The following is a 17,542-nucleotide window of genomic DNA, read 5'->3' as shown; positions in this document are numbered from 1 at the left end:
CTAATTACCCGTGAGGCTTAACCATACAACGCCAAACGCGTTTTGTGACAGAAACAAGCGACAGAAGTTAATAGCTAGAGTAGATAAATACTTAGACTTAAAAAATATTATCAGAATTTTCCAAATTTATGAGGTGACTCTTAGCGCGTAGCGTTAACATTGAGGCACCTTGCGCAAAGGAAAAAGTAGCACTACGTGCTTGTCCTTAATCCTTTGCACCTAATTTGCTTGGTAACCATAGCGTTTTGGACCCACCTGACCCCATGCCGAACTCAGTAGTGAAACGAAACAGCGCCGATGATAGTGTAGCATTTGCTATGTGAAAGTAGGACATTGCCAGGCTCCAAATTTAGTCGAAGGACTTAAAGCTTAATAAATAAAATAAGAAAATTGAACAGAATTTTCTTGGTAACCATAGCGTTTTGGACCCACCTGACCCCATGCCGAACTCAGTAGTGAAACGAAACAGCGCCGATGATAGTGTAGCATTTGCTATGTGAAAGTAGGACATTGCCAGGATTCAAATTAAAGAAACCCGTTACAGCGATGTAACGGGTTTTTTGCTGTCTGGGGTTTAGTAAATAACCAAGAGCCCATGCCAAACTCTGTAGTCAAACAAAACAGCTCGAAGGCGAGCCCCGGCCAACGATAGTGTAGCATTTGCTATGTGACTCTCCACCGCTGTGGGCACTACGACATTACCAGGAATTAGTTAAGAGAAACCCGTTACAGCGATGTAACGGGTTTTTTGGTGTCTGGGGTTTAGTAAATAACCAAGAGTCCATGCCAAACTCAGTAGTGAAACAAAACAGCTCGAAGGCGAGCCCCGGCCAATGATAGTGTAGTATTTGCTATGTGACTCTCTACCGCTGTGGGCACTATGACATTACCAGGATTCAAATTAAAGAAACCCGTTACAGCGATGTAACGGGTTTTTTGCTGTCTGGGGCTTAATAAAAAGCCAAGATCTCATGCTAACTCAGTCTCTGTAATGCTCGCGCTTGTAAATTCTTTGAGCCATAACATTCATATCCTTATAAAAAGCTAAGCTATTATAGGCAAAGTCACGGCGCACATCGTGCTGAGTGTAATCAGTTTATAGCCCCGCAAAATAATTAAGGCTTATTGCGGGTTGGTATTGCTTTGATATAGAAAATATCACTTTGAAAATAAACATTAAGTTCATGCTTATCTGCTATTTTATTCATGTAACATAGCTAGGCGTGCAGAAGTTGTGCGTGTTAAAATCAAATTTTTATAAATGCCAAAATAGAGGTGTCAATTGCCCACTGCTGACTACCAAACTGTACTAGATGAAATAGCACACGAAGTGCGCCCTTTGTTATCACAAGGTAAAGTTGCGGACTATATACCTGCACTTGCTGAGGTTTCTAGCGAGCAGTTTTCTATTGCTATTTATACCACTGATGGCGAAACCATTTGTGCGGGTGATTGCTCAAAACGTTTTACTATTCAGTCAGTTTCTAAAGTAATGACGCTTACAATGGCGCTACAGCGCTATGGCGACGAGCTATGGCATCGGGTAGGTAAAGAGCCCTCAGGAACCGCGTTTAATTCTCTTACGCAGTTAGAGTTCGAAAAAGGCGTACCACGTAATCCTTTCATTAATGCTGGCGCGATTGTGACGTGCGATGCTTTGTACAGTCGATTATCCGCACCTCGCCACTCAATGCTTGAAACATTTAGGCTACTTGCAGGTAATAGTGCAATAGTGATTGATAAAAAAGTGGCCAATTCTGAGTACGAGTTTAGGCATAGAAATGCGGCAATGGCGCATTTAATGAAGTCGTTTGGTAATTTTGAGAATGACGTCGATGATGTACTTTGGTCTTACTTCAATTTTTGTGCGATTGAGCTTAACTGTATTGAGCTAGCTAGAGCGTATAACTTTTTAGCGAATAAAGGGGTTGATTACAGCTCGGGTAAGCGCGTTTTGAGTAGTCGCCAGAATAAACAATTAAATTCGATTTTATTCACCAGCGGCTTATATGATGCGGCAGGAGACTTTGGCTACAGAGTGGGAATGCCGGGTAAATCGGGAGTGTCAGGCACTATATTAGCGGTATTACCGGGTAAGTTTACAGTGGCAGTATATTCACCAGGGCTTAATGAATTTGGTAACTCGGTGGCGGGGATAGCAGCATTAGAGCTGCTATCTAAAAAGCTCGATATTTCGATTTTCTAAAATACCGCAATAGGGAGCACGTAAAGCTCCCTATTTATTGGTCCCAGTACACTTGCTCTAGGCAGTCTTCGCGCTCTGGCAACCCACGTGATAAACGTGGAGAGTGCTGTACTAATACCTCGTAACTAGCGCGGTTAGCGTACTTACTAATTTGTGCAAGAGAAGAGTAGGTAATGGCCTTTTGTTCGTGTTTTGCTGAGTTAGCGACATTTAACTTATGATAAACGTTTGCTGATAAATCGTGTAACACGGCAGCCAACGCACAATCGCCAGCACCATTGGTGTTTTTGATTGAATCAGGCCCACCCATGAATGGCGCCGTATGGCTATACGCTTTTATCGGGTTTTCGCAATCGGATTTTTTCATTGCACGAGAAAACTCATAGCGATTAAAATCGGCAATGGCACCTGGTAATAGTGGGTACTCGGTTGCACGTTTAAAGCTCTCATCAACGTAACCGGCCATAAATAAGCCTTTTTCGCCAGCGGTACAAATAACTAAGTCTACCCAGTCAAGTGCTTTGTCTGCGGCTAATAATGGGTCTTCAAAGCCAGTAATTGCTAGCCCTTCTTCTTCGTTCATGGCAAGTATATCGACATGCTCGTTTACAAAGTTAGCCCACCAGGTTGGATCTTGCTCAATTAAAAACTTAGTGCCGAGTGTTAAAACTACCGGTACACCTGCATCGTTAGCGTATTTAACTGCTTGCATGGTTGCTTCAGTCATTGTTTCATCACCCTGTGTACGCATTAGGTAGGCGCTGATCACAAGTGCTGATGACTGCTCAATTAAGTGTTTATCGATAGACTCAGGCTTTAAGTGATTCATTAAACCGGCGCTAATTGCGAATGTACGCTCGCCTGTTTCATCAATTAAGGTAAAACAACGGCCAATAGGGCCATCTACAGGTTGTAAATAGTCTAAATCAACGCGGCTTGATGTGTTACATAAAAAGCGGTAGGCATAGCTGCCAATTTTTATGTTTTCACTCATAACACCGAGCAATACTGAACGGTCATCTGCTAGTACAGAGTAGTTATGCATTGTGTTACCAATGGTGCCACCGGCAAATTCGTAATCAACCATGTCGTTTAGTTTTAAACGGTCGTAAAGTGCGTTAGTAATATCGCTATCAATAACTTGCGACATTCCTCGGCGAAGTTGAAACTCGTCTAAAAAAGCCTGATCGACTTTGGCTTCAATATCAACAACGATCTGATCGATACCCGTAATGTAACTACGTTGTAATCGCTCAGTTGCGTTTAGCTGATTAGTAAGTGGATCTTTAGCTTCCACTGGAAAATAATGTTTATGTCTGCGGCGTCCAGGAAATTTCATTTGCTACCTGTGTTGTGAGCTAAATAAAAAAAGCGTGAGATTATAGCGTAAATCACACTCTATGAGCCACGATAAACCACATTATTTTGTTTTATTTTTGCAATAATTTAATCAATTACGCATTTTAAACAGGCAAGTTGATATAATAGCGAGAGAAAATTTATTTAAAGTAAGCACTATGAACGATCTTAAAAGCGATGAGTATTGGATGGAGCAGGCATTAGTTTATGCCAATAAGGCGCAGCAATTGGGCGAAATTCCGGTAGGAGCTGTCCTTGTGAAAGATAACACGCTTATTGCAGCGGGTTATAATCGTTCAATTACTGATAACGATCCCTCTGCGCACGCTGAAATGATTGCAGTGCGTGAAGGAGGGAGAGCTTTAAATAATTACCGTTTAATTGATTGCACTTTGTACGTTACGTTAGAGCCATGCTCTATGTGTGCCGGGCTGTTAGTGCATAGCAGAATAAAGCGCCTTGTTTACGGTGCGCCTGATGCTAAAACAGGCTCGGCTGGGTCGATTATGAACTTATTGCAAGAGCCGAGGCTGAACCATCAGGTAGAGGTATTAGGTGGGGTGCTTGGTCAAACCTGTGGGAGTACTATTTCGGCGTTTTTTAAACAACGCCGAGAACAAATTAAAGCGGCTAAAAAAGCAGCTCGCCAAATTAATGACTAGTTAGCCTTATCTGTATCTACTTCTATCATTTGCTGCATAGCAAACATACGACGACGCCAAATAATTTTTTTATGTAAGTTACGTAGCATAATACGACGTCTGGTGGCTGTTGAATGAATAATATTGCGTTTTAGTTTTTGCGTGCGTCTACGTTTTAGCATGTGTTCTCCTAATGCGTGAGAGTGAGAAAGGCACAAGATATATATTAAAAATCAGGTAAATATACTATAAACACACATTAGTGATCATTTCATGACAAGTAAACAGATTTTTAATTTAGTTACTAGAGTGGTTAAGCCTGAAGGGGGAATTAGCGCCTGCTAAAACGAGGAAATAATCGTTTAATGCCGACATTTTAATGTTTCACAGGCCTGAGTAGCCCATTTAAAACGTAAATATAAACGCTTTACTGAGACTGCTGCGTGCTATTTTCACTTTGCTTACTTTTTTCTTCAGGTGAAAGCGAAGGGGTAGGTTCGGTTTTATCGTTGTTTATAGGCTCTTTGCTTGGTTGAGCTGCTTTTTCAACTTTAGGTGCTTCAGGTTCTGATTCAGGTTCTGGCGCGAGGGCATTATTTTCATCAAGCCATACAAGTGCATCGTAATACCTGCGAATGTTATCAACATATTTTACCGCAACATCGCCACGTGCATAGCCGTAACGGGTTTTACGGTAATAACGTTTTTTGATTAAAAGTGGTAAGCGCTTTTTAACATCGGCCCATTTATCAGGGCTCGCCCCTTGTTGTTCGGTAATAATGCGCGCGTCGTTAACGTGCCCCCAACCTACATTATAGGCTGCCAGTGCAAGCCAAGTTCTATCGGGCTGCGGGATTCTATCGGGGATGCGTTTAACGAGCTTAGCTAAGTATTTAGCTCCGCCACGGATGTTTTGCTCTGGCTCTAACCTATTTGTTACGCCCACCTGTTTAGCGGTACTGCGTGTCAGCATCATAATGCCTCTTACACCTGTAGGCGATTTAGCGCGAGGGTTCCACATAGATTCCTGGTAGCTAAGCGCAGCAAGTAAGCGCCAGTCAAGGCTACCTGCATATTGCTCAAACCAAGGCCTGTAAGTGGGGAGTGTTTCTTTTATAGCTTCTATGTATGCAAGCGTATTAACGTAGTTAAACTGGCGTACGTGCCCAAAGTACTTTTCTTCGAGCACATACAGCTGGTTACTTTGTTTTACGTCACCAAAAAAGGGCACTAGCAGTGCATAAAGCGAATCATCTTTTGATTTATTAAGGATCCAAGCTATGGGGTCATTTCGGGTAACTGAAAAGCCAATACTTAAATTTGGGTGGTAGCGTCTAAACAGCGAAAGCGTGTGTGAGTCGGCGAGGGTGTAATCTATTTCGCCATCGATAACGGCTTGTAAAAGCTCCTCTTCATCGAGTTCTTCGGTTTCTTGCCAGGTTAAATCTGGGTTACTCTTTTTTATTTTTTGTAAGGTTAAAGAGTGGCTACTTTTGGCTATAACGGTAAAGTTTCCATCAAGGTCGTCAAATTCACGTGGGCGAACTCGACCTTGTTTATAAACCAACTTTTGGCTAATTGTTCTGTAAGTGGGGCCATAGCGGTATTGCTGTGCACGCACTTTGTTGTAGGTAAGTCCTGAGGCTATTAAGTCTAAATCACCACTTTCAAGGCGCTCAAACATATCGGATAAATTAAAAAACGGCACTATTTCTAGTTCAACACCTAGGTAGTCGGCAAAAGCTTGAGATAGCTCGTATTCAAAACCTTGCTCGCCTTGCACGGCTTGGTAGTAATTGCTTGCACTGGCAAGGGTACCTACACGTATTTTGTTTTGTGCTTTAATTTGGGCAAGTTGAGTTTGTTGCTCCTGCATATTACACGCACACAACAACATAACTAAAGTGATGATAATTATTAGCTTTTCTTTCAACATTAACCGCCCCATAAAGCTCATACCCCGTTATACCAAAACTTCACTATGGCGTCACTTAGCGTTTAGCTTTTATTGGTAATTTTGCTGCTGTTTATATAAATAAAAAGTTAATTTTCTGAAAAGCGCAATTTGGAGTTAAAACTCGGTGCTACATAGACTATAATGCCCGCCTAAAATATCGTTCAATCCCTAACCCCGGATGAAATTATCTATGTTGATCCTTCGTGGTGCACCAGCACTTTCAGAGTTCAGAGTTAATAAAATTTTAGCGCGTTGCAAACTATCGCAACTTCCAGTCACCAATGTATATGCCGAGTATGCACATTTTGCCGATTTAACCTCGCCTTTGAGTGTTGATGAGCAAACTAAGCTTGAAAAACTACTTACTTACGGTCCAACTATTGCCGAGCATACCCCAGCTGGCACACTTATTTTAGTTACCCCTCGCCCTGGCACCATTTCACCATGGGCATCTAAAGCAACTGACATAGCGCATAACTGTGGCCTTAAACAGGTTCACCGTGTTGAGCGTGGTATTGCTTATTACGTAGAAGGTGAACTAAGTGCAGAGCAGCTTGCTCAAGTAACGGCGTTATTACACGACCGTATGACCGAGGCAACGCATAGCGAACTTGCTTCTGCAGCGCAGTTATTCCGCAATGACTCACCTCGCGAAATGTCATCAGTTGACATTTTAGGTGGCGGGCGCGAAGCATTGGCTGCAGCAAACGTTGAACAAGGTTTTGCGCTTGCTGATGACGAGATAGACTACTTAGTAGAAAACTTTAAAAAGTTAGGCCGTAACCCTAACGACATAGAGTTATTTATGTTTGCGCAAGCAAACTCAGAGCATTGTCGTCATAAAATATTTAATGCTGATTGGACAATTGATGGTATTGAGCAGCCTAAATCACTGTTTAAAATGATCAAAAATACATTTGAGCACAATCCTGAAAATGTGCTGTCGGCGTACAAAGATAACGCAGCAGTAATGAAGGGCTCAAAAGCGGGTCGTTTCTTCCCGAATGCGCAAGGTGAATATGCGTATCATCAAGAAGACATAGAAATTTTAATGAAGGTAGAAACCCATAACCACCCAACAGCTATAGCACCATTTTCAGGTGCGGCTACAGGCTCAGGTGGTGAAATTCGCGATGAAGGCGCAACAGGCCGCGGCTCTAAGCCAAAAGCGGGTTTAGTTGGTTTTACGGTTTCTAACTTACGTATTCCGGGTTACGAGCAACCATGGGAAAGCGACTTTGGTAAGCCTAATCGTATCGTAAATGCGCTTGATATTATGATGGACGGCCCTTTAGGTGGTGCGGCATTTAATAATGAGTTTGGACGTCCTAACTTATTAGGTTACTTCCGTACCTACGAAGAAAAAGTAACAAGTCACAATGGTGAAGAGGTGCGTGGTTACCACAAGCCTATTATGCTTGCCGGTGGTTTAGGTAATATTCGTGCTGATCATGTTCAAAAAGGGGATATTCCAGTCGGTGCAAAACTTATTGCGCTAGGTGGCCCTGCAATGAACATTGGTTTAGGCGGCGGTGCAGCATCAAGCATGGCATCGGGCCAATCAAACGAAGATTTAGATTTTGCTTCTGTACAGCGTGAAAACCCAGAAATGGAACGCCGTTGCCAAGAAGTGATCGATAAATGTTGGCAACTAGGGGATGAAAACCCAATTGCGTTTATACACGATGTAGGCGCCGGTGGTTTATCTAATGCGTTTCCTGAGCTTGTAGATGATGGTGGCCGTGGTGGTAAATTCCAACTACGTGATATTCCTAACGATGAGCCGGGCATGGCCCCACACGAAATTTGGTGTAACGAATCGCAAGAACGTTATGTACTGGCTGTTGCTGTTGAAGATTTTGATCGCTTTGAAGCAATTTGTAAGCGCGAACGTGCGCAGTACGCAGTAATAGGTGAAGCCACAGAAGAGCGCCACTTAACTGTTGCCGACAGCCACTTTGATAACAGCCCTGTTGATTTGCCGCTTGATGTATTATTAGGTAAAGCACCTAAAATGCATCGCGATGTAACTTCAAAGCAAGTTACCGGTAAGGCAATTGATGCAGAGACGATTGATATAGCTGAGGCTGCTCAGCGTTTATTGCGCTTACCTACTATTGCAGAAAAAACATTCTTAATTACTATTGGCGATCGCTCGGTTACCGGTTTAGTAGCACGGGATCAAATGGTGGGTCCTTGGCAAGTACCTGTGGCTAACTGTGCAGTTACCGCAGCAACGTACGACACATACCACGGTGAAGCTATGTCACTGGGTGAGCGCACGCCGGCAGCATTATTAAATTATGGTGCATCGGCGCGTTTAGCCGTGGCAGAGTCGTTAACTAATATTGCCTGTGCCAACATTGGCAGCCTAGAGAACATTAAGCTATCGGCTAACTGGATGGCTGCAGCAGGTCACCCTGGTGAAGACGCCGGCCTTTACGAAGCTGTAAAAGCGGTGGGCGAAGAGCTTTGTCCTGCGCTTGGTTTAACTATACCTGTAGGTAAGGATTCTATGTCGATGAAAACGACATGGAAAAACGAGGATGATAGTGCTGAGCAATCAGTTACTTCTCCGTTATCTCTTATTATTACTGCCTTTGGCCGTGTTGACGACGTGCGTAAAACAGTTACTCCGCAGTTACGTACTGATAAAGGCGATACATCACTTATTTTAGTTGACTTAGGCGCGGGTAAAAACCGACTGGGCGCATCAAGCCTTGCACAGGTTTACAAGCAGCTTGGTGATGTTACTCCAGATGTTGACAGCCCTGAGCTACTTAAAGGCTTTTACAATGCCATGCAAGCACTTGTCGCTGATAGCAAGCTACTTGCTTATCATGACCGCTCAGACGGTGGTTTATTTACTACTGTAACTGAAATGGCATTTGCTGGGCACACCGGTGTGACTGTTGATTTAGCTGGTTTAACCGGAACAGACCTAGAAGTACTTTATAACGAAGAGCTTGGCGCGGTAATTCAAGTTGCTAACAGCGATTTAGATGCCGTAAATGCTGTATTTGAGCAACATGGTGTTGCTGCAATTAGCCACGTGATTGGCTCGCTTAATAGCGACGATAGCATTGTATTTAACCGCGGTGAGCAAACAGTACTTAATCATACTCGTACTGAATTACGTACTATTTGGGCCGAAACAACGTACCAAATGCAAGCACGTCGTGATAACCCTGATTGTGCTAAGCAAGAGTTTGATGCCAAGTTTGATGCAAAAGATCCAGGCTTAAACGTAAAACTTAACTTTGACTTAAACGAAGATATAGCCGCACCGTACATTGCAACGGGCGCTAAGCCGCAAATGGCTATTTTACGTGAGCAAGGCGTTAACTCGCATTTAGAAATGGCTGCTGCGTTTAACCGTGCTGGTTTTGCCGCTGTTGATGTACACATGAGCGATATCCTCGAAGGGCGTTTAACCCTTGAGCAATTTAAAGGCTTAGTGGCATGTGGTGGTTTCTCTTATGGTGACGTATTAGGCGCCGGTGAAGGCTGGGCTAAGTCTATATTGTTTAACGATATGGCACGCGATCAGTTCCAAAACTTCTTCCACCGTGAAGACACCTTTAGCTTAGGTGTGTGTAATGGTTGTCAAATGTTATCAACATTGAAAGAGTTAATTCCGGGTACTGAGCATTGGCCACGTTTTGTAACAAATAAGTCAGAGCGTTTTGAAGCACGCTTTAGCTTAGTTGAAATACAAGAAAACCCGTCTGTATTCTTTAATGGAATGGCTGGGTCGCGTATGCCAATTGCTGTATCTCATGGTGAAGGCCATGCAGAATTTGCAAACGATGCTGCCACTAAAGCTGCGCTTGAAAGCGGCACTGTTGCGGTTAAATTTGTAGATAACTACGGTAATCCGACAACGCAATACCCGGCTAACCCGAATGGTTCACCAGAGGGTATTACCGGTATTACCTCTACTGATGGCCGTGCCACTGTAATGATGCCGCACCCTGAGCGCGTATTCCGCGCTGTTGCTAACTCGTGGCACCCAGATGAGTGGAAAGAGGATAGCCCATGGATGCGTATGTTCCGCAACGCACGTAAAAATGTAGGTTAAAAACGACATATACAAGTTAGATTCATAATCTAGCTGTAAAATAAAAAAGGCTGCACTGTGCAGCCTTTTTTGATTGCGTAGATTTAAAATTACGATAGTTTGTAAGGTATGAATAAAAGCTTATAAGGATAGTATGTTAAAGCGCATTGGTTTAATTATGGGTGCTGTATTGCTAAGTATAGTTTTGCTTGGCTATGTATTTCGTTTGCCACTATTACAATGGGCTGTAGCGCCTGAACTTGAAAAAGCAGGTGTTACCTTAAGCTGCTTAGATTTTTCGCTTACGAGTAAGTTAAATGTGCACGTACAAAAAGCCTGTTTAAGTTACCAAAATCAAGAGCTTGCTCTTACAGGTATTACTGCTAATACTAAGCATGTTAAAGTTAAACACGCAGTACTTAATGTAAATCCATTTCCTCAAAGTAGTAAAACAAGCACTGCTGCCACAATTTTAGATTTAGCGCTTCCTGAAAAAAGGCCAACAATTACAGTTGAGCATTTAACTATACACAGTGCGCTTTTAAAGCGCCCGCTAATGCTAAATATCACCGAGCCCACGCTTAACCAGTTTGTAGTCAATGGTGATTTAAACGCAAGCGCAACGCTTTACAATAATAAGGTACAAGGGCAGCTTAAAGTTAATGATGGATTATTGAAGCAACTACTTAAAACAGATAATGAGTTATTAAGTGGACTTAGCTTTAATGCAGCGCAGGCATTTAGCTTTAACGGGGTAGAGGCAAGCCTTAGTGGTGATTTACAAGCCCAGTATGACTATAAAATACAAAGCTGCGATATAACAAACAGCTCCAAAGGTGTGCTAAGTGCTACCTATAATTTAAATAGCCAAAACCTTGAGCTTGACCCAAGCAAGCTTAAAAACAATGTAAAACTTAGTAATAACTGCCAATCTCTTATTCCTGAAAGTGTCTACAAGTCATTTGCTGTAAAGCAGCTTTCACTTAATTGGCAATGGGCTTTAGCTAAACCAATTAACTTTGCACATAACAACCTAACCTTACCGTTAATAACGCTCAAAAGCGCAGAGCAAGCCAAGCAAAATATAGATATAACGTTTACAGATACGTTTATAAATACTGCTGCACCGTTACAAAGCGCCCGCACACAGCTAAAGGCACAGCTACATACGGATGAAATAGACGCTATAACGCTAAGTACGCAGCTTAAAAACGCTCAATTAAGCGGTAATTACGATATTGCGCTTAACTCTTTGCCTGAATTTTTACCGGCTGAGGCTAATAATATTAAAGCCAAGGGGGACTTTACAGTTACTCAACTTATTGACTTTAAGCCAGAAGGTAGCGCACGTATTGAGTTAAGCTTTGATAGCGCAGCTGCTTATGGCAGCGCTCTTAACGGCTACACAGGTAACCTTGAAGCAAGTATGAATGAAAAGCTCGATGCAAAAGTAACGCTTAAAAGTAAGCTTAAAAGCGTGCAATACAACGAGTATAAACTCACCGGTATTAATAACACCCTTAGTGTAAGGGCAAGCTTAGGTGTGGGAGAGTTATTTGCTCACTTAAATGCAAGCACCCAAATAAATACACTCACTAGTCCAAATGTCGATTTAAATACTATAAACGTAACGTCAACTGGGCTGCAAAGTCGCGCGCTTAAAGCGTCTCATCATGTATTTGTAAATGGTGTTGAGCTGGTGGCCAATCATCATGTTTCAAAGGTAGCGCATCCGTTTGAAGTGATTATACCAGAGCAAAGTGTGCTTTCGTTAAATTCAATCGTTAGCCAATTTGAACCGTTAGCTCAGCTAACCCAAGGAAAATTGGGTGGGCGTATAAGTGGTGATGTGAATTTACAAAAAGCAAATTTTACTTTAACGATGACTGATACCAGTGCACTTTATAACGACTACTTAGCTAATCAATTTAGTATGCAGCTAGGTGGGCAGTACGATTCAGGGCAGCTTAATGTTGCCCCTACTACCTTTAATCTTAATGAATTACGTGCAGGCGCTGTAGTTAAAAGTATCACTGGTAATATTAAAGTGGTTAATAATAGCGCGCAGGCCTTTGATGTTGAAGGCGATATTTTTGGTGGTAAATTTTCTTTAGATAAATACACGCTTTTAAAGCAGCAGCAAACAGCGAATGTTACGTTTGAAAATGTTGATGCCAGTAAATTAATAACGCTTGACGATAAGTCGGGTATTACCCTAACAGGTAGGCTAAAAGGGTCGTTGCCATTTTATTTTGATGAAACAGGGGTTGAGGTCAAAAATGGCAGCCTAGCCAATCAAGGCCAAGGTAAGCTTATTATTAGTAATAACGAAGCGTTTGACGCTGTTATGCGCCAGCAACAAGAGTTACAACCTGTGCTTGGGTTGCTAAAAAACCTTGATATACAAAAGCTTAATAGTACAGTAGCACTTAAAAGTGATGGCTGGTTAAACTTAGGTGTTAACTTACAAGGCTTTAATGAGCCAGAGCAGCAACAAGTTAACTTTAATTATAATCACGAAGAAAACGTGTTTACGTTGCTAAGAGCGCTTAGACTGAGCGACGAAATAACGCAAAAAGTTGAGCAGCAATACTCTAAAAAAGGAAACTAATGATGAAAAATTTGTTGAGCATTAAGGCCGTTATTGCACTTGCTGCTATTAGCGCTTTAAGCGCATGTACCCACAGAGTAGAGGTGGCAGCGAAAGAGCCGATAACGATCAATCTAAATGTAAAAGTAGATCACGAGATTCGAGTAAAAGTTGATAAAGAACTCGATAACTTATTCAGTGACGACAGTGAATTATTTTAGGAGCTAAATGATGACTATAAAAAATAAATTAAGTATTGCCACTCTAGTAAGTGCGGTATGTTTGTCGTTTTCGGCGTGGGCTATTAGTTTAGATGATGCTAAAAACCAAGGCTTAGTGGGTGAGGATAGCTCAGGTTACTTAGGACTTGTGGTACAAAACAGCGAGGCAAAAGCCGTGGTTGAGGAAATTAACGCTAAACGTAAAGCACAGTATTTAAAGTTGGCTAAAAAGAACGATTTATCGCTGGCACAAGTAGAAGCACTCGCAGCAGCTAAAACAATCGAAAAGACCAAAAGTGGCCACTATATTGAAGTGAATGGTAACTGGGTTAAAAAGTAATACAAGCCGCTAAACATATTACTTAAAAACCGAGCGTTTAGGCGCTCGGTTTTTTTATATTTGCTAAAAGTTGCTGCCAAAAGTCGAATCCTTTGCGCCTTGCAAGCTTTATATTGTGCTCTGGTATAGATTCAGGCTCGTTATAGTTATCAAGCGCTTCGCTCATACTCAGTTCGCGAATTAAATGCAGTGTAGGGTAGGGTGCTCGGTTGGTGTAATTTGCGGCATCATCTTCATCGCTGTCGGCAAACACGTAATCGGGATGAAAATTAGCAATTTGGTATTTACCTTCAAAGCCTTGTGCTACCAGTAAGGCATTGGCTAAATCGACTAAATCTAAAAAGTCTTCAAAATCGCTAAAGCCGTTATCAAACAGTATTAATGTGGTTTCGCGCTCTGGATTTTGATCAAGCTGCACACACTGCTCTAGCATGTCCATTACAGCGTCATCAATTTTTATTGCAGGGCTAAGCACATAATGAATACAGTTGTTTTCTACTTCTTTACGGGCAAATGGGCAAAAGTTATATTTTACAATAACAGATGACACCCACTCGCGGGTTTGGGCAATTGCTTGATGAGTCATGCTTTTGGCTCTAAATACTGATTTATAATGGTTAATGTTTTTTCAATGGCGCCTTGGTTTTTTACAACACATTGCTGCGCTTTAATACCCAAGCTTTGGCACGCTTTGGTGTTTTGGCTTAAATTAATTAATTGTTTAGCAAGCTCATCGGTATTTTCAACAACGACAGCCCCTTTAAGTTTAATTAGCTCAGGGTAGATATGATCAAAATTATACGTGTGTGGGCCTGTAATAACACCAACCGAAAAAGCAGCAGCTTCAAGTGGGTTGTGCCCACCTCGGCGAATTAAACTGCCGCCTATGTAACTTACATTCGCTGCGCCATATAAACACTGTAGTTCGCCCAGTGTATCAGCTAATAGTACTTGCTCGTTTTGATAGTTATTGTTGCTGCGACGACTAAAGCTAAGTGGGCTTTGAGTTAGCGTATCGGCTACTTTATCAAATTGCTCAGGGTGGCGCGGTGCTATAACTAAAAGTGCATTAGGGTATTTTTTTAATAGCTGCTGATGGGCGTTTAATATCATTTCGTGTTCAAGCGGGTGAGTGGAGCCTGCCACCCATACAAAACGTTCTTTGGTTTTATATTCGGCTTTAAGATTTGCAACTTTAGTTAGTTGCTCATTGCTTGGCGTAATGTCGAATTTTATTGAGCCTGTAACATGGCTTTTTGAAAGGGGTAAACCAAGTTCAATAAAGCGCTTAGCATCATTTTTATTATGACTTGCAAGCACTGAAATTGAACGCATAATTATATGCGTTAACCCTGCCACCTTTTGATACCCTTGTTGCGATTTTTCGCTTAGGCGAGCATTAAGCACTAATACCGGAATAGTCTTTTTATGGCTTATTGCCATTAAATTAGGCCACAGCTCAGTTTCTAAAATACACAGTGCTTGTGGATTTACGCGCTTTAAAAATCGAGCGCTCGAAACTGCAAAGTCTATAGGTAAATAACAACACGCCACGGTATTTTTAAATTGTTCACTAATTTGCGCACGCCCGGTAGGAGTATTGCAGGTAATAAGTATATTAAGCTGCGGGTGTTGTTTTTGCAGAGCTTTAATCAGTGGCGCTGCAGCAAGGACCTCACCTACAGAAGCGCAGTGGAACACAACCGGTTTAGCGCTATTATTAAATAAGTGTTTGCTAATAAAACCAAAGCGCTCTTTAAAGTGCGCGCGGTAGCCTTTATTTTTTTTACCTCTTAGTACATACAAGTAAAATACAATCAGAGGGCTAATTAAAATTAAAGCGAGTGAGTAAAAAATGCGTGCCATACTGAACTTTTATTAAGGTAAGTGGCGCTAGTTTAACGCGAAAGTGATAATTTCTGAACATGTGAAGCACTAAATTATAATTCAGTTCAGCTATATTCCCATAAAATACACACAACTAAATAAAACTATGGAATAATGGATTTAATTTTTTCCTGCCATTTCAGTTCCTAGAGGAATTTTTCATGTCAATTATCGATTCTGTGGCAACAAGCTACGTTGAAAGTTTAAACCGTCATCAAGCCTTATTTGAAACGATGGAGGCTTATCATCAAGAGTCTATGCAATTATTAGAAGCGTGCCACAGTGCATTGCAAGCTGGTGGTAAGGTTATTTGGTTTGGTAACGGCGGCAGTGCTGCCGATGCACAGCATTTAGCTGCCGAATTTGTTGTGCGTTATAAGTTAGAGCGTGGCCCACTTGCCTCAATGGCGCTGACCACAGATACCTCAATATTAACTGCGCACAGTAACGACTACCACTTTGATACGGTTTTTGAACGCCAAGTTCAGGCTTTATGTAAACCAGAAGATTTAGTGATTGGTTTAACAACCTCAGGTACCAGCGCCAATATTAATTTAGCACTGGAAGCGGCTAACAAAATTGGCGCGTTTACGGTTGCCTTAACTGGACGCGAGGGCGGTAAAGTAAAAGACATTGCTAAATTGCCCATTATTATAAAAAATGATGAAACAGCCCGTATCCAAGAGGCACATATGTTTATTGGCCATTGGTTATGTGAAGCTATTGATATGGTTGTTGCGGAGCAGCAGTAATGGATTTATCGCTATTAAAAAACTTATCTAAAGCGCGTATTTTAGTTGTCGGCGATGTCATGCTAGACCGATACTGGTACGGCGATACAGGGCGTATTTCGCCTGAGGCCCCAGTACCCGTTGTTAAAGTAAGCAAGTTTGAAGATAAAGCGGGTGGTGCTGCAAATGTTGCAAAAAACATTGCTAGGCTTGATGCCAAAGTGGGCTTACTTGGTTTAATTGGTGAAGATGAAAGCGGGCAAATCTTAGAAACCATTTTAAAGGGTGAAAAAATACATTCACAGCTTGTTAGTGTATGCGATTTACCCACTATTTCTAAAATGCGTGTAATTAGCCGCCATCAACAACTTGTGCGCCTAGATTTAGAAGAGACCTTTAGCGAGCAGCATAGCCAGTTGTTATTAAACCGTTTAGAGCTGGTGCTTGATGATTACGACTTTGTGGTATTTTCTGATTACAGCAAAGGCTCGCTGAGCTTAATTAAAGAAATGGTTAGCGTTGCTAAAGCGGCGGGTAAAACAGTGCTTATAGATCCTAAATCGCCCGATTTACACTTATACGAAGGCGCAGACTATATTACCCCTAATTTACATGAATTTAATTTGGCTGGGGGTAAAACAGGCTCTGAAGAAATATTAGCACAAAGCGCGCGTGAGCTAATTAGTAAAAATGGTATTAAAGCCATGCTACTTACACGCTCTGAGCAAGGTATGTCATTAATTAACGCTGATGAAAAACACGACTTTGCAGCGCAGCAGCTAGAAGTAAGTGATGTAACTGGCGCAGGCGATACTGTTATAGCCACGCTTGCGGTGATGCTCGGGGCAGGTATGGAGCCTAAAGATGCGGTAGAAATTGCTAATTTAGCCGCAGGCATTGTAGTAAGTAAGTTGGGGGCGGCAACGGTTTCACCAGAAGAGCTTAGCCAAAAGCTTGGCCAATACTTACACACCAATGGCGAGCACTACCAAACTCCGTTTGACGATGTGCTGCAACACATTGAGTTTGCTAAACAAAATGGCGAAACGATAGTGTTTACCAATGGCTGTTTTGATATTTTACACGCAGGCCACGTACGCTATTTAGCCCAAGCCAAAGCGCGTGGAGATAGACTCGTTGTTGGTTTAAATAATGATGATTCAATTACGCGTTTAAAAGGCCCTGAGCGCCCTATAAATCCGCTTGATGAGCGCGCAATGGTATTAAGTGCACTCGCCTCTGTAGATTGGGTAATTCCCTTTGGCAGCGCGGACGAAAACGACACACCTGCTAAATTAATTGAGCAAATAAGCCCCGATATTTTAGTTAAAGGTGGTGATTACACGGTAGAGCAAATAGCTGGCGCCGATCATGTGCTACGCCATGGCGGCAAAGTAGAAGTGCTGACATTTTTAGATGGTTGTTCAACCTCTAAGGTGATTAGCAAAATAAAGCAGTAATATTTGCTGATTAAATAAAAAAGGGTTGAAAACGCAGTTTTCAACCCTTTTTTGTTATAAATAGCTGGCATTTAAAATGCTATTTTTAAA

At 42.0% G+C, this 17,542-nt stretch carries 13 protein-coding genes and 2 rRNA genes; 10 read left to right on the top strand and 5 right to left on the bottom strand.

The annotated features are described in order from the left end of the window. Positions 1-227: 227 nt before the first annotated feature. The 3 genes from rrf (MTF68_RS12435) to glsB all read left to right on the top strand — a co-directional run bounded on the left by rrf (MTF68_RS12435) (position 228) and on the right by glsB (position 2,206). A 5S ribosomal RNA gene (rrf, locus tag MTF68_RS12435) occupies positions 228-342 on the top strand. 62 nt (positions 343-404) lie between these two features. Continuing rightward, positions 405-519 (top strand): 5S ribosomal RNA (rrf, locus tag MTF68_RS12430). Positions 520-1,282: 763 nt separating this feature from the next. Continuing rightward, positions 1,283-2,206, top strand: a complete 924-nt coding sequence (gene glsB, locus MTF68_RS12425) for a glutaminase B (protein WP_004588579.1) — start codon at positions 1,283-1,285, stop codon at positions 2,204-2,206. Between the two features lie 34 nt (positions 2,207-2,240). On the opposite strand, the gene MTF68_RS12420 is transcribed toward glsB, so the two are convergent. Next, positions 2,241-3,545 carry an inosine/guanosine kinase gene (locus MTF68_RS12420; protein WP_004588578.1) on the bottom strand — a complete coding sequence of 435 codons (1,305 nt, stop codon included), beginning with the start codon at positions 3,543-3,545 and terminating at the stop codon, positions 2,241-2,243. A gap of 178 nt (positions 3,546-3,723) precedes the next feature. Here MTF68_RS12420 and tadA point away from each other — a divergent pair, with 178 nt between their 5' ends. Continuing rightward, complete coding sequence (gene tadA / locus MTF68_RS12415; protein ID WP_024034372.1) at positions 3,724-4,227, top strand: tRNA adenosine(34) deaminase TadA; 504 nt, start codon at positions 3,724-3,726, stop codon at positions 4,225-4,227. On the opposite strand, the gene MTF68_RS12410 is transcribed toward tadA, so the two are convergent. Together MTF68_RS12410 and mltF are read right to left on the bottom strand one after the other, a co-directional pair. Next, complete coding sequence (locus tag MTF68_RS12410; protein WP_200910449.1) at positions 4,224-4,388, bottom strand: hypothetical protein; 165 nt, start codon at positions 4,386-4,388, stop codon at positions 4,224-4,226. The two genes, tadA and MTF68_RS12410, sit on opposite strands and share 4 nt — an antisense overlap. Positions 4,389-4,633: 245 nt before the next feature. Then, positions 4,634-6,142, bottom strand: coding sequence for a membrane-bound lytic murein transglycosylase MltF (gene mltF, locus MTF68_RS12405; protein ID WP_248462683.1), 1,509 nt, complete (start codon positions 6,140-6,142; stop codon positions 4,634-4,636). 211 nt (positions 6,143-6,353) lie between these two features. Between mltF and purL the strand changes: the two genes are divergently transcribed. The 4 genes from purL (at position 6,354) to MTF68_RS12385 (ending at position 13,374) form a co-directional block, all read left to right on the top strand. Further along, positions 6,354-10,244, top strand: a complete 3,891-nt coding sequence (gene purL, locus MTF68_RS12400; RefSeq protein ID WP_248462682.1) for a phosphoribosylformylglycinamidine synthase — start codon at positions 6,354-6,356, stop codon at positions 10,242-10,244. A gap of 133 nt (positions 10,245-10,377) precedes the next feature. Beyond that, positions 10,378-12,834 carry a YdbH domain-containing protein gene (locus tag MTF68_RS12395; protein WP_248462680.1) on the top strand — a complete coding sequence of 819 codons (2,457 nt, stop codon included), beginning with the start codon at positions 10,378-10,380 and terminating at the stop codon, positions 12,832-12,834. 2 nt (positions 12,835-12,836) lie between these two features. After that, positions 12,837-13,034: a YnbE family lipoprotein gene (locus MTF68_RS12390; protein WP_004588572.1), complete on the top strand. Its 198-nt coding sequence runs from the start codon at positions 12,837-12,839 to the stop codon at positions 13,032-13,034. Positions 13,035-13,044: 10 nt separating this feature from the next. Beyond that, positions 13,045-13,374 (top strand): YdbL family protein, encoded by a 330-nt coding sequence (locus MTF68_RS12385; protein ID WP_004588571.1) that lies wholly within the window; start codon positions 13,045-13,047, stop codon positions 13,372-13,374. A 37-nt stretch (positions 13,375-13,411) separates the two neighbouring features. Here MTF68_RS12385 and MTF68_RS12380 read toward each other — a convergent pair whose 3' ends face one another. Both MTF68_RS12380 and waaA read right to left on the bottom strand, forming a co-directional pair. After that, positions 13,412-13,960 carry a DUF1415 domain-containing protein gene (locus tag MTF68_RS12380; RefSeq protein ID WP_096042157.1) on the bottom strand — a complete coding sequence of 183 codons (549 nt, stop codon included), beginning with the start codon at positions 13,958-13,960 and terminating at the stop codon, positions 13,412-13,414. Then, the gene (gene waaA, locus MTF68_RS12375) at positions 13,957-15,240 is read right to left on the bottom strand and encodes a lipid IV(A) 3-deoxy-D-manno-octulosonic acid transferase (RefSeq protein WP_248462679.1); all 1,284 of its coding nucleotides are present in this window, start codon (positions 15,238-15,240) and stop codon (positions 13,957-13,959) included. Before waaA ends, MTF68_RS12380 begins: the two co-directional genes overlap by 4 nt. A 182-nt stretch (positions 15,241-15,422) precedes the next feature. Between waaA and MTF68_RS12370 the strand changes: the two genes are divergently transcribed. Together MTF68_RS12370 and hldE are read left to right on the top strand one after the other, a co-directional pair. Beyond that, positions 15,423-16,013, top strand: coding sequence for an SIS domain-containing protein (locus tag MTF68_RS12370; RefSeq protein WP_004588568.1), 591 nt, complete (start codon positions 15,423-15,425; stop codon positions 16,011-16,013). Next, entirely contained in the window at positions 16,013-17,452 is a 1,440-nt protein-coding gene (gene hldE / locus MTF68_RS12365; RefSeq protein ID WP_029773562.1) for a bifunctional D-glycero-beta-D-manno-heptose-7-phosphate kinase/D-glycero-beta-D-manno-heptose 1-phosphate adenylyltransferase HldE, read from the top strand. Before MTF68_RS12370 ends, hldE begins: the two co-directional genes overlap by 1 nt. Positions 17,453-17,542: the final 90 nt, after the last annotated feature.

Source organism: Pseudoalteromonas sp. 2CM37A, from assembly GCF_023161885.1.
GTDB classification, from domain to species: Bacteria; Pseudomonadota; Gammaproteobacteria; order Enterobacterales; family Alteromonadaceae; genus Pseudoalteromonas; species Pseudoalteromonas atlantica.
Note: the sequence above shows the minus strand (reverse complement) of the source record. Positions and strands in the feature narration are given on the sequence as shown.

Bases quoted from the DNA above. Each gene is read 5' to 3' on its own strand.
- MTF68_RS12420 (WP_004588578.1), bottom strand. From the start codon at position 3,545: ATGAAATTTCCTGGACGCCGCAGACATAAACATTATTTTCCAGTGGAA.
- tadA (WP_024034372.1), top strand. From the start codon at position 3,724: ATGAACGATCTTAAAAGCGATGAGTATTGGATGGAGCAGGCATTAGTT.
- MTF68_RS12410 (WP_200910449.1), bottom strand. From the start codon at position 4,388: ATGCTAAAACGTAGACGCACGCAAAAACTAAAACGCAATATTATTCAT.
- mltF (WP_248462683.1), bottom strand. From the start codon at position 6,142: ATGTTGAAAGAAAAGCTAATAATTATCATCACTTTAGTTATGTTGTTG.
- purL (WP_248462682.1), top strand. From the start codon at position 6,354: ATGTTGATCCTTCGTGGTGCACCAGCACTTTCAGAGTTCAGAGTTAAT.
- MTF68_RS12395 (WP_248462680.1), top strand. From the start codon at position 10,378: ATGTTAAAGCGCATTGGTTTAATTATGGGTGCTGTATTGCTAAGTATA.
- MTF68_RS12390 (WP_004588572.1), top strand. From the start codon at position 12,837: ATGAAAAATTTGTTGAGCATTAAGGCCGTTATTGCACTTGCTGCTATT.
- MTF68_RS12385 (WP_004588571.1), top strand. From the start codon at position 13,045: ATGACTATAAAAAATAAATTAAGTATTGCCACTCTAGTAAGTGCGGTA.
- MTF68_RS12380 (WP_096042157.1), bottom strand. From the start codon at position 13,960: ATGACTCATCAAGCAATTGCCCAAACCCGCGAGTGGGTGTCATCTGTT.
- waaA (WP_248462679.1), bottom strand. From the start codon at position 15,240: ATGGCACGCATTTTTTACTCACTCGCTTTAATTTTAATTAGCCCTCTG.
- MTF68_RS12370 (WP_004588568.1), top strand. From the start codon at position 15,423: ATGTCAATTATCGATTCTGTGGCAACAAGCTACGTTGAAAGTTTAAAC.
- hldE (WP_029773562.1), top strand. From the start codon at position 16,013: ATGGATTTATCGCTATTAAAAAACTTATCTAAAGCGCGTATTTTAGTT.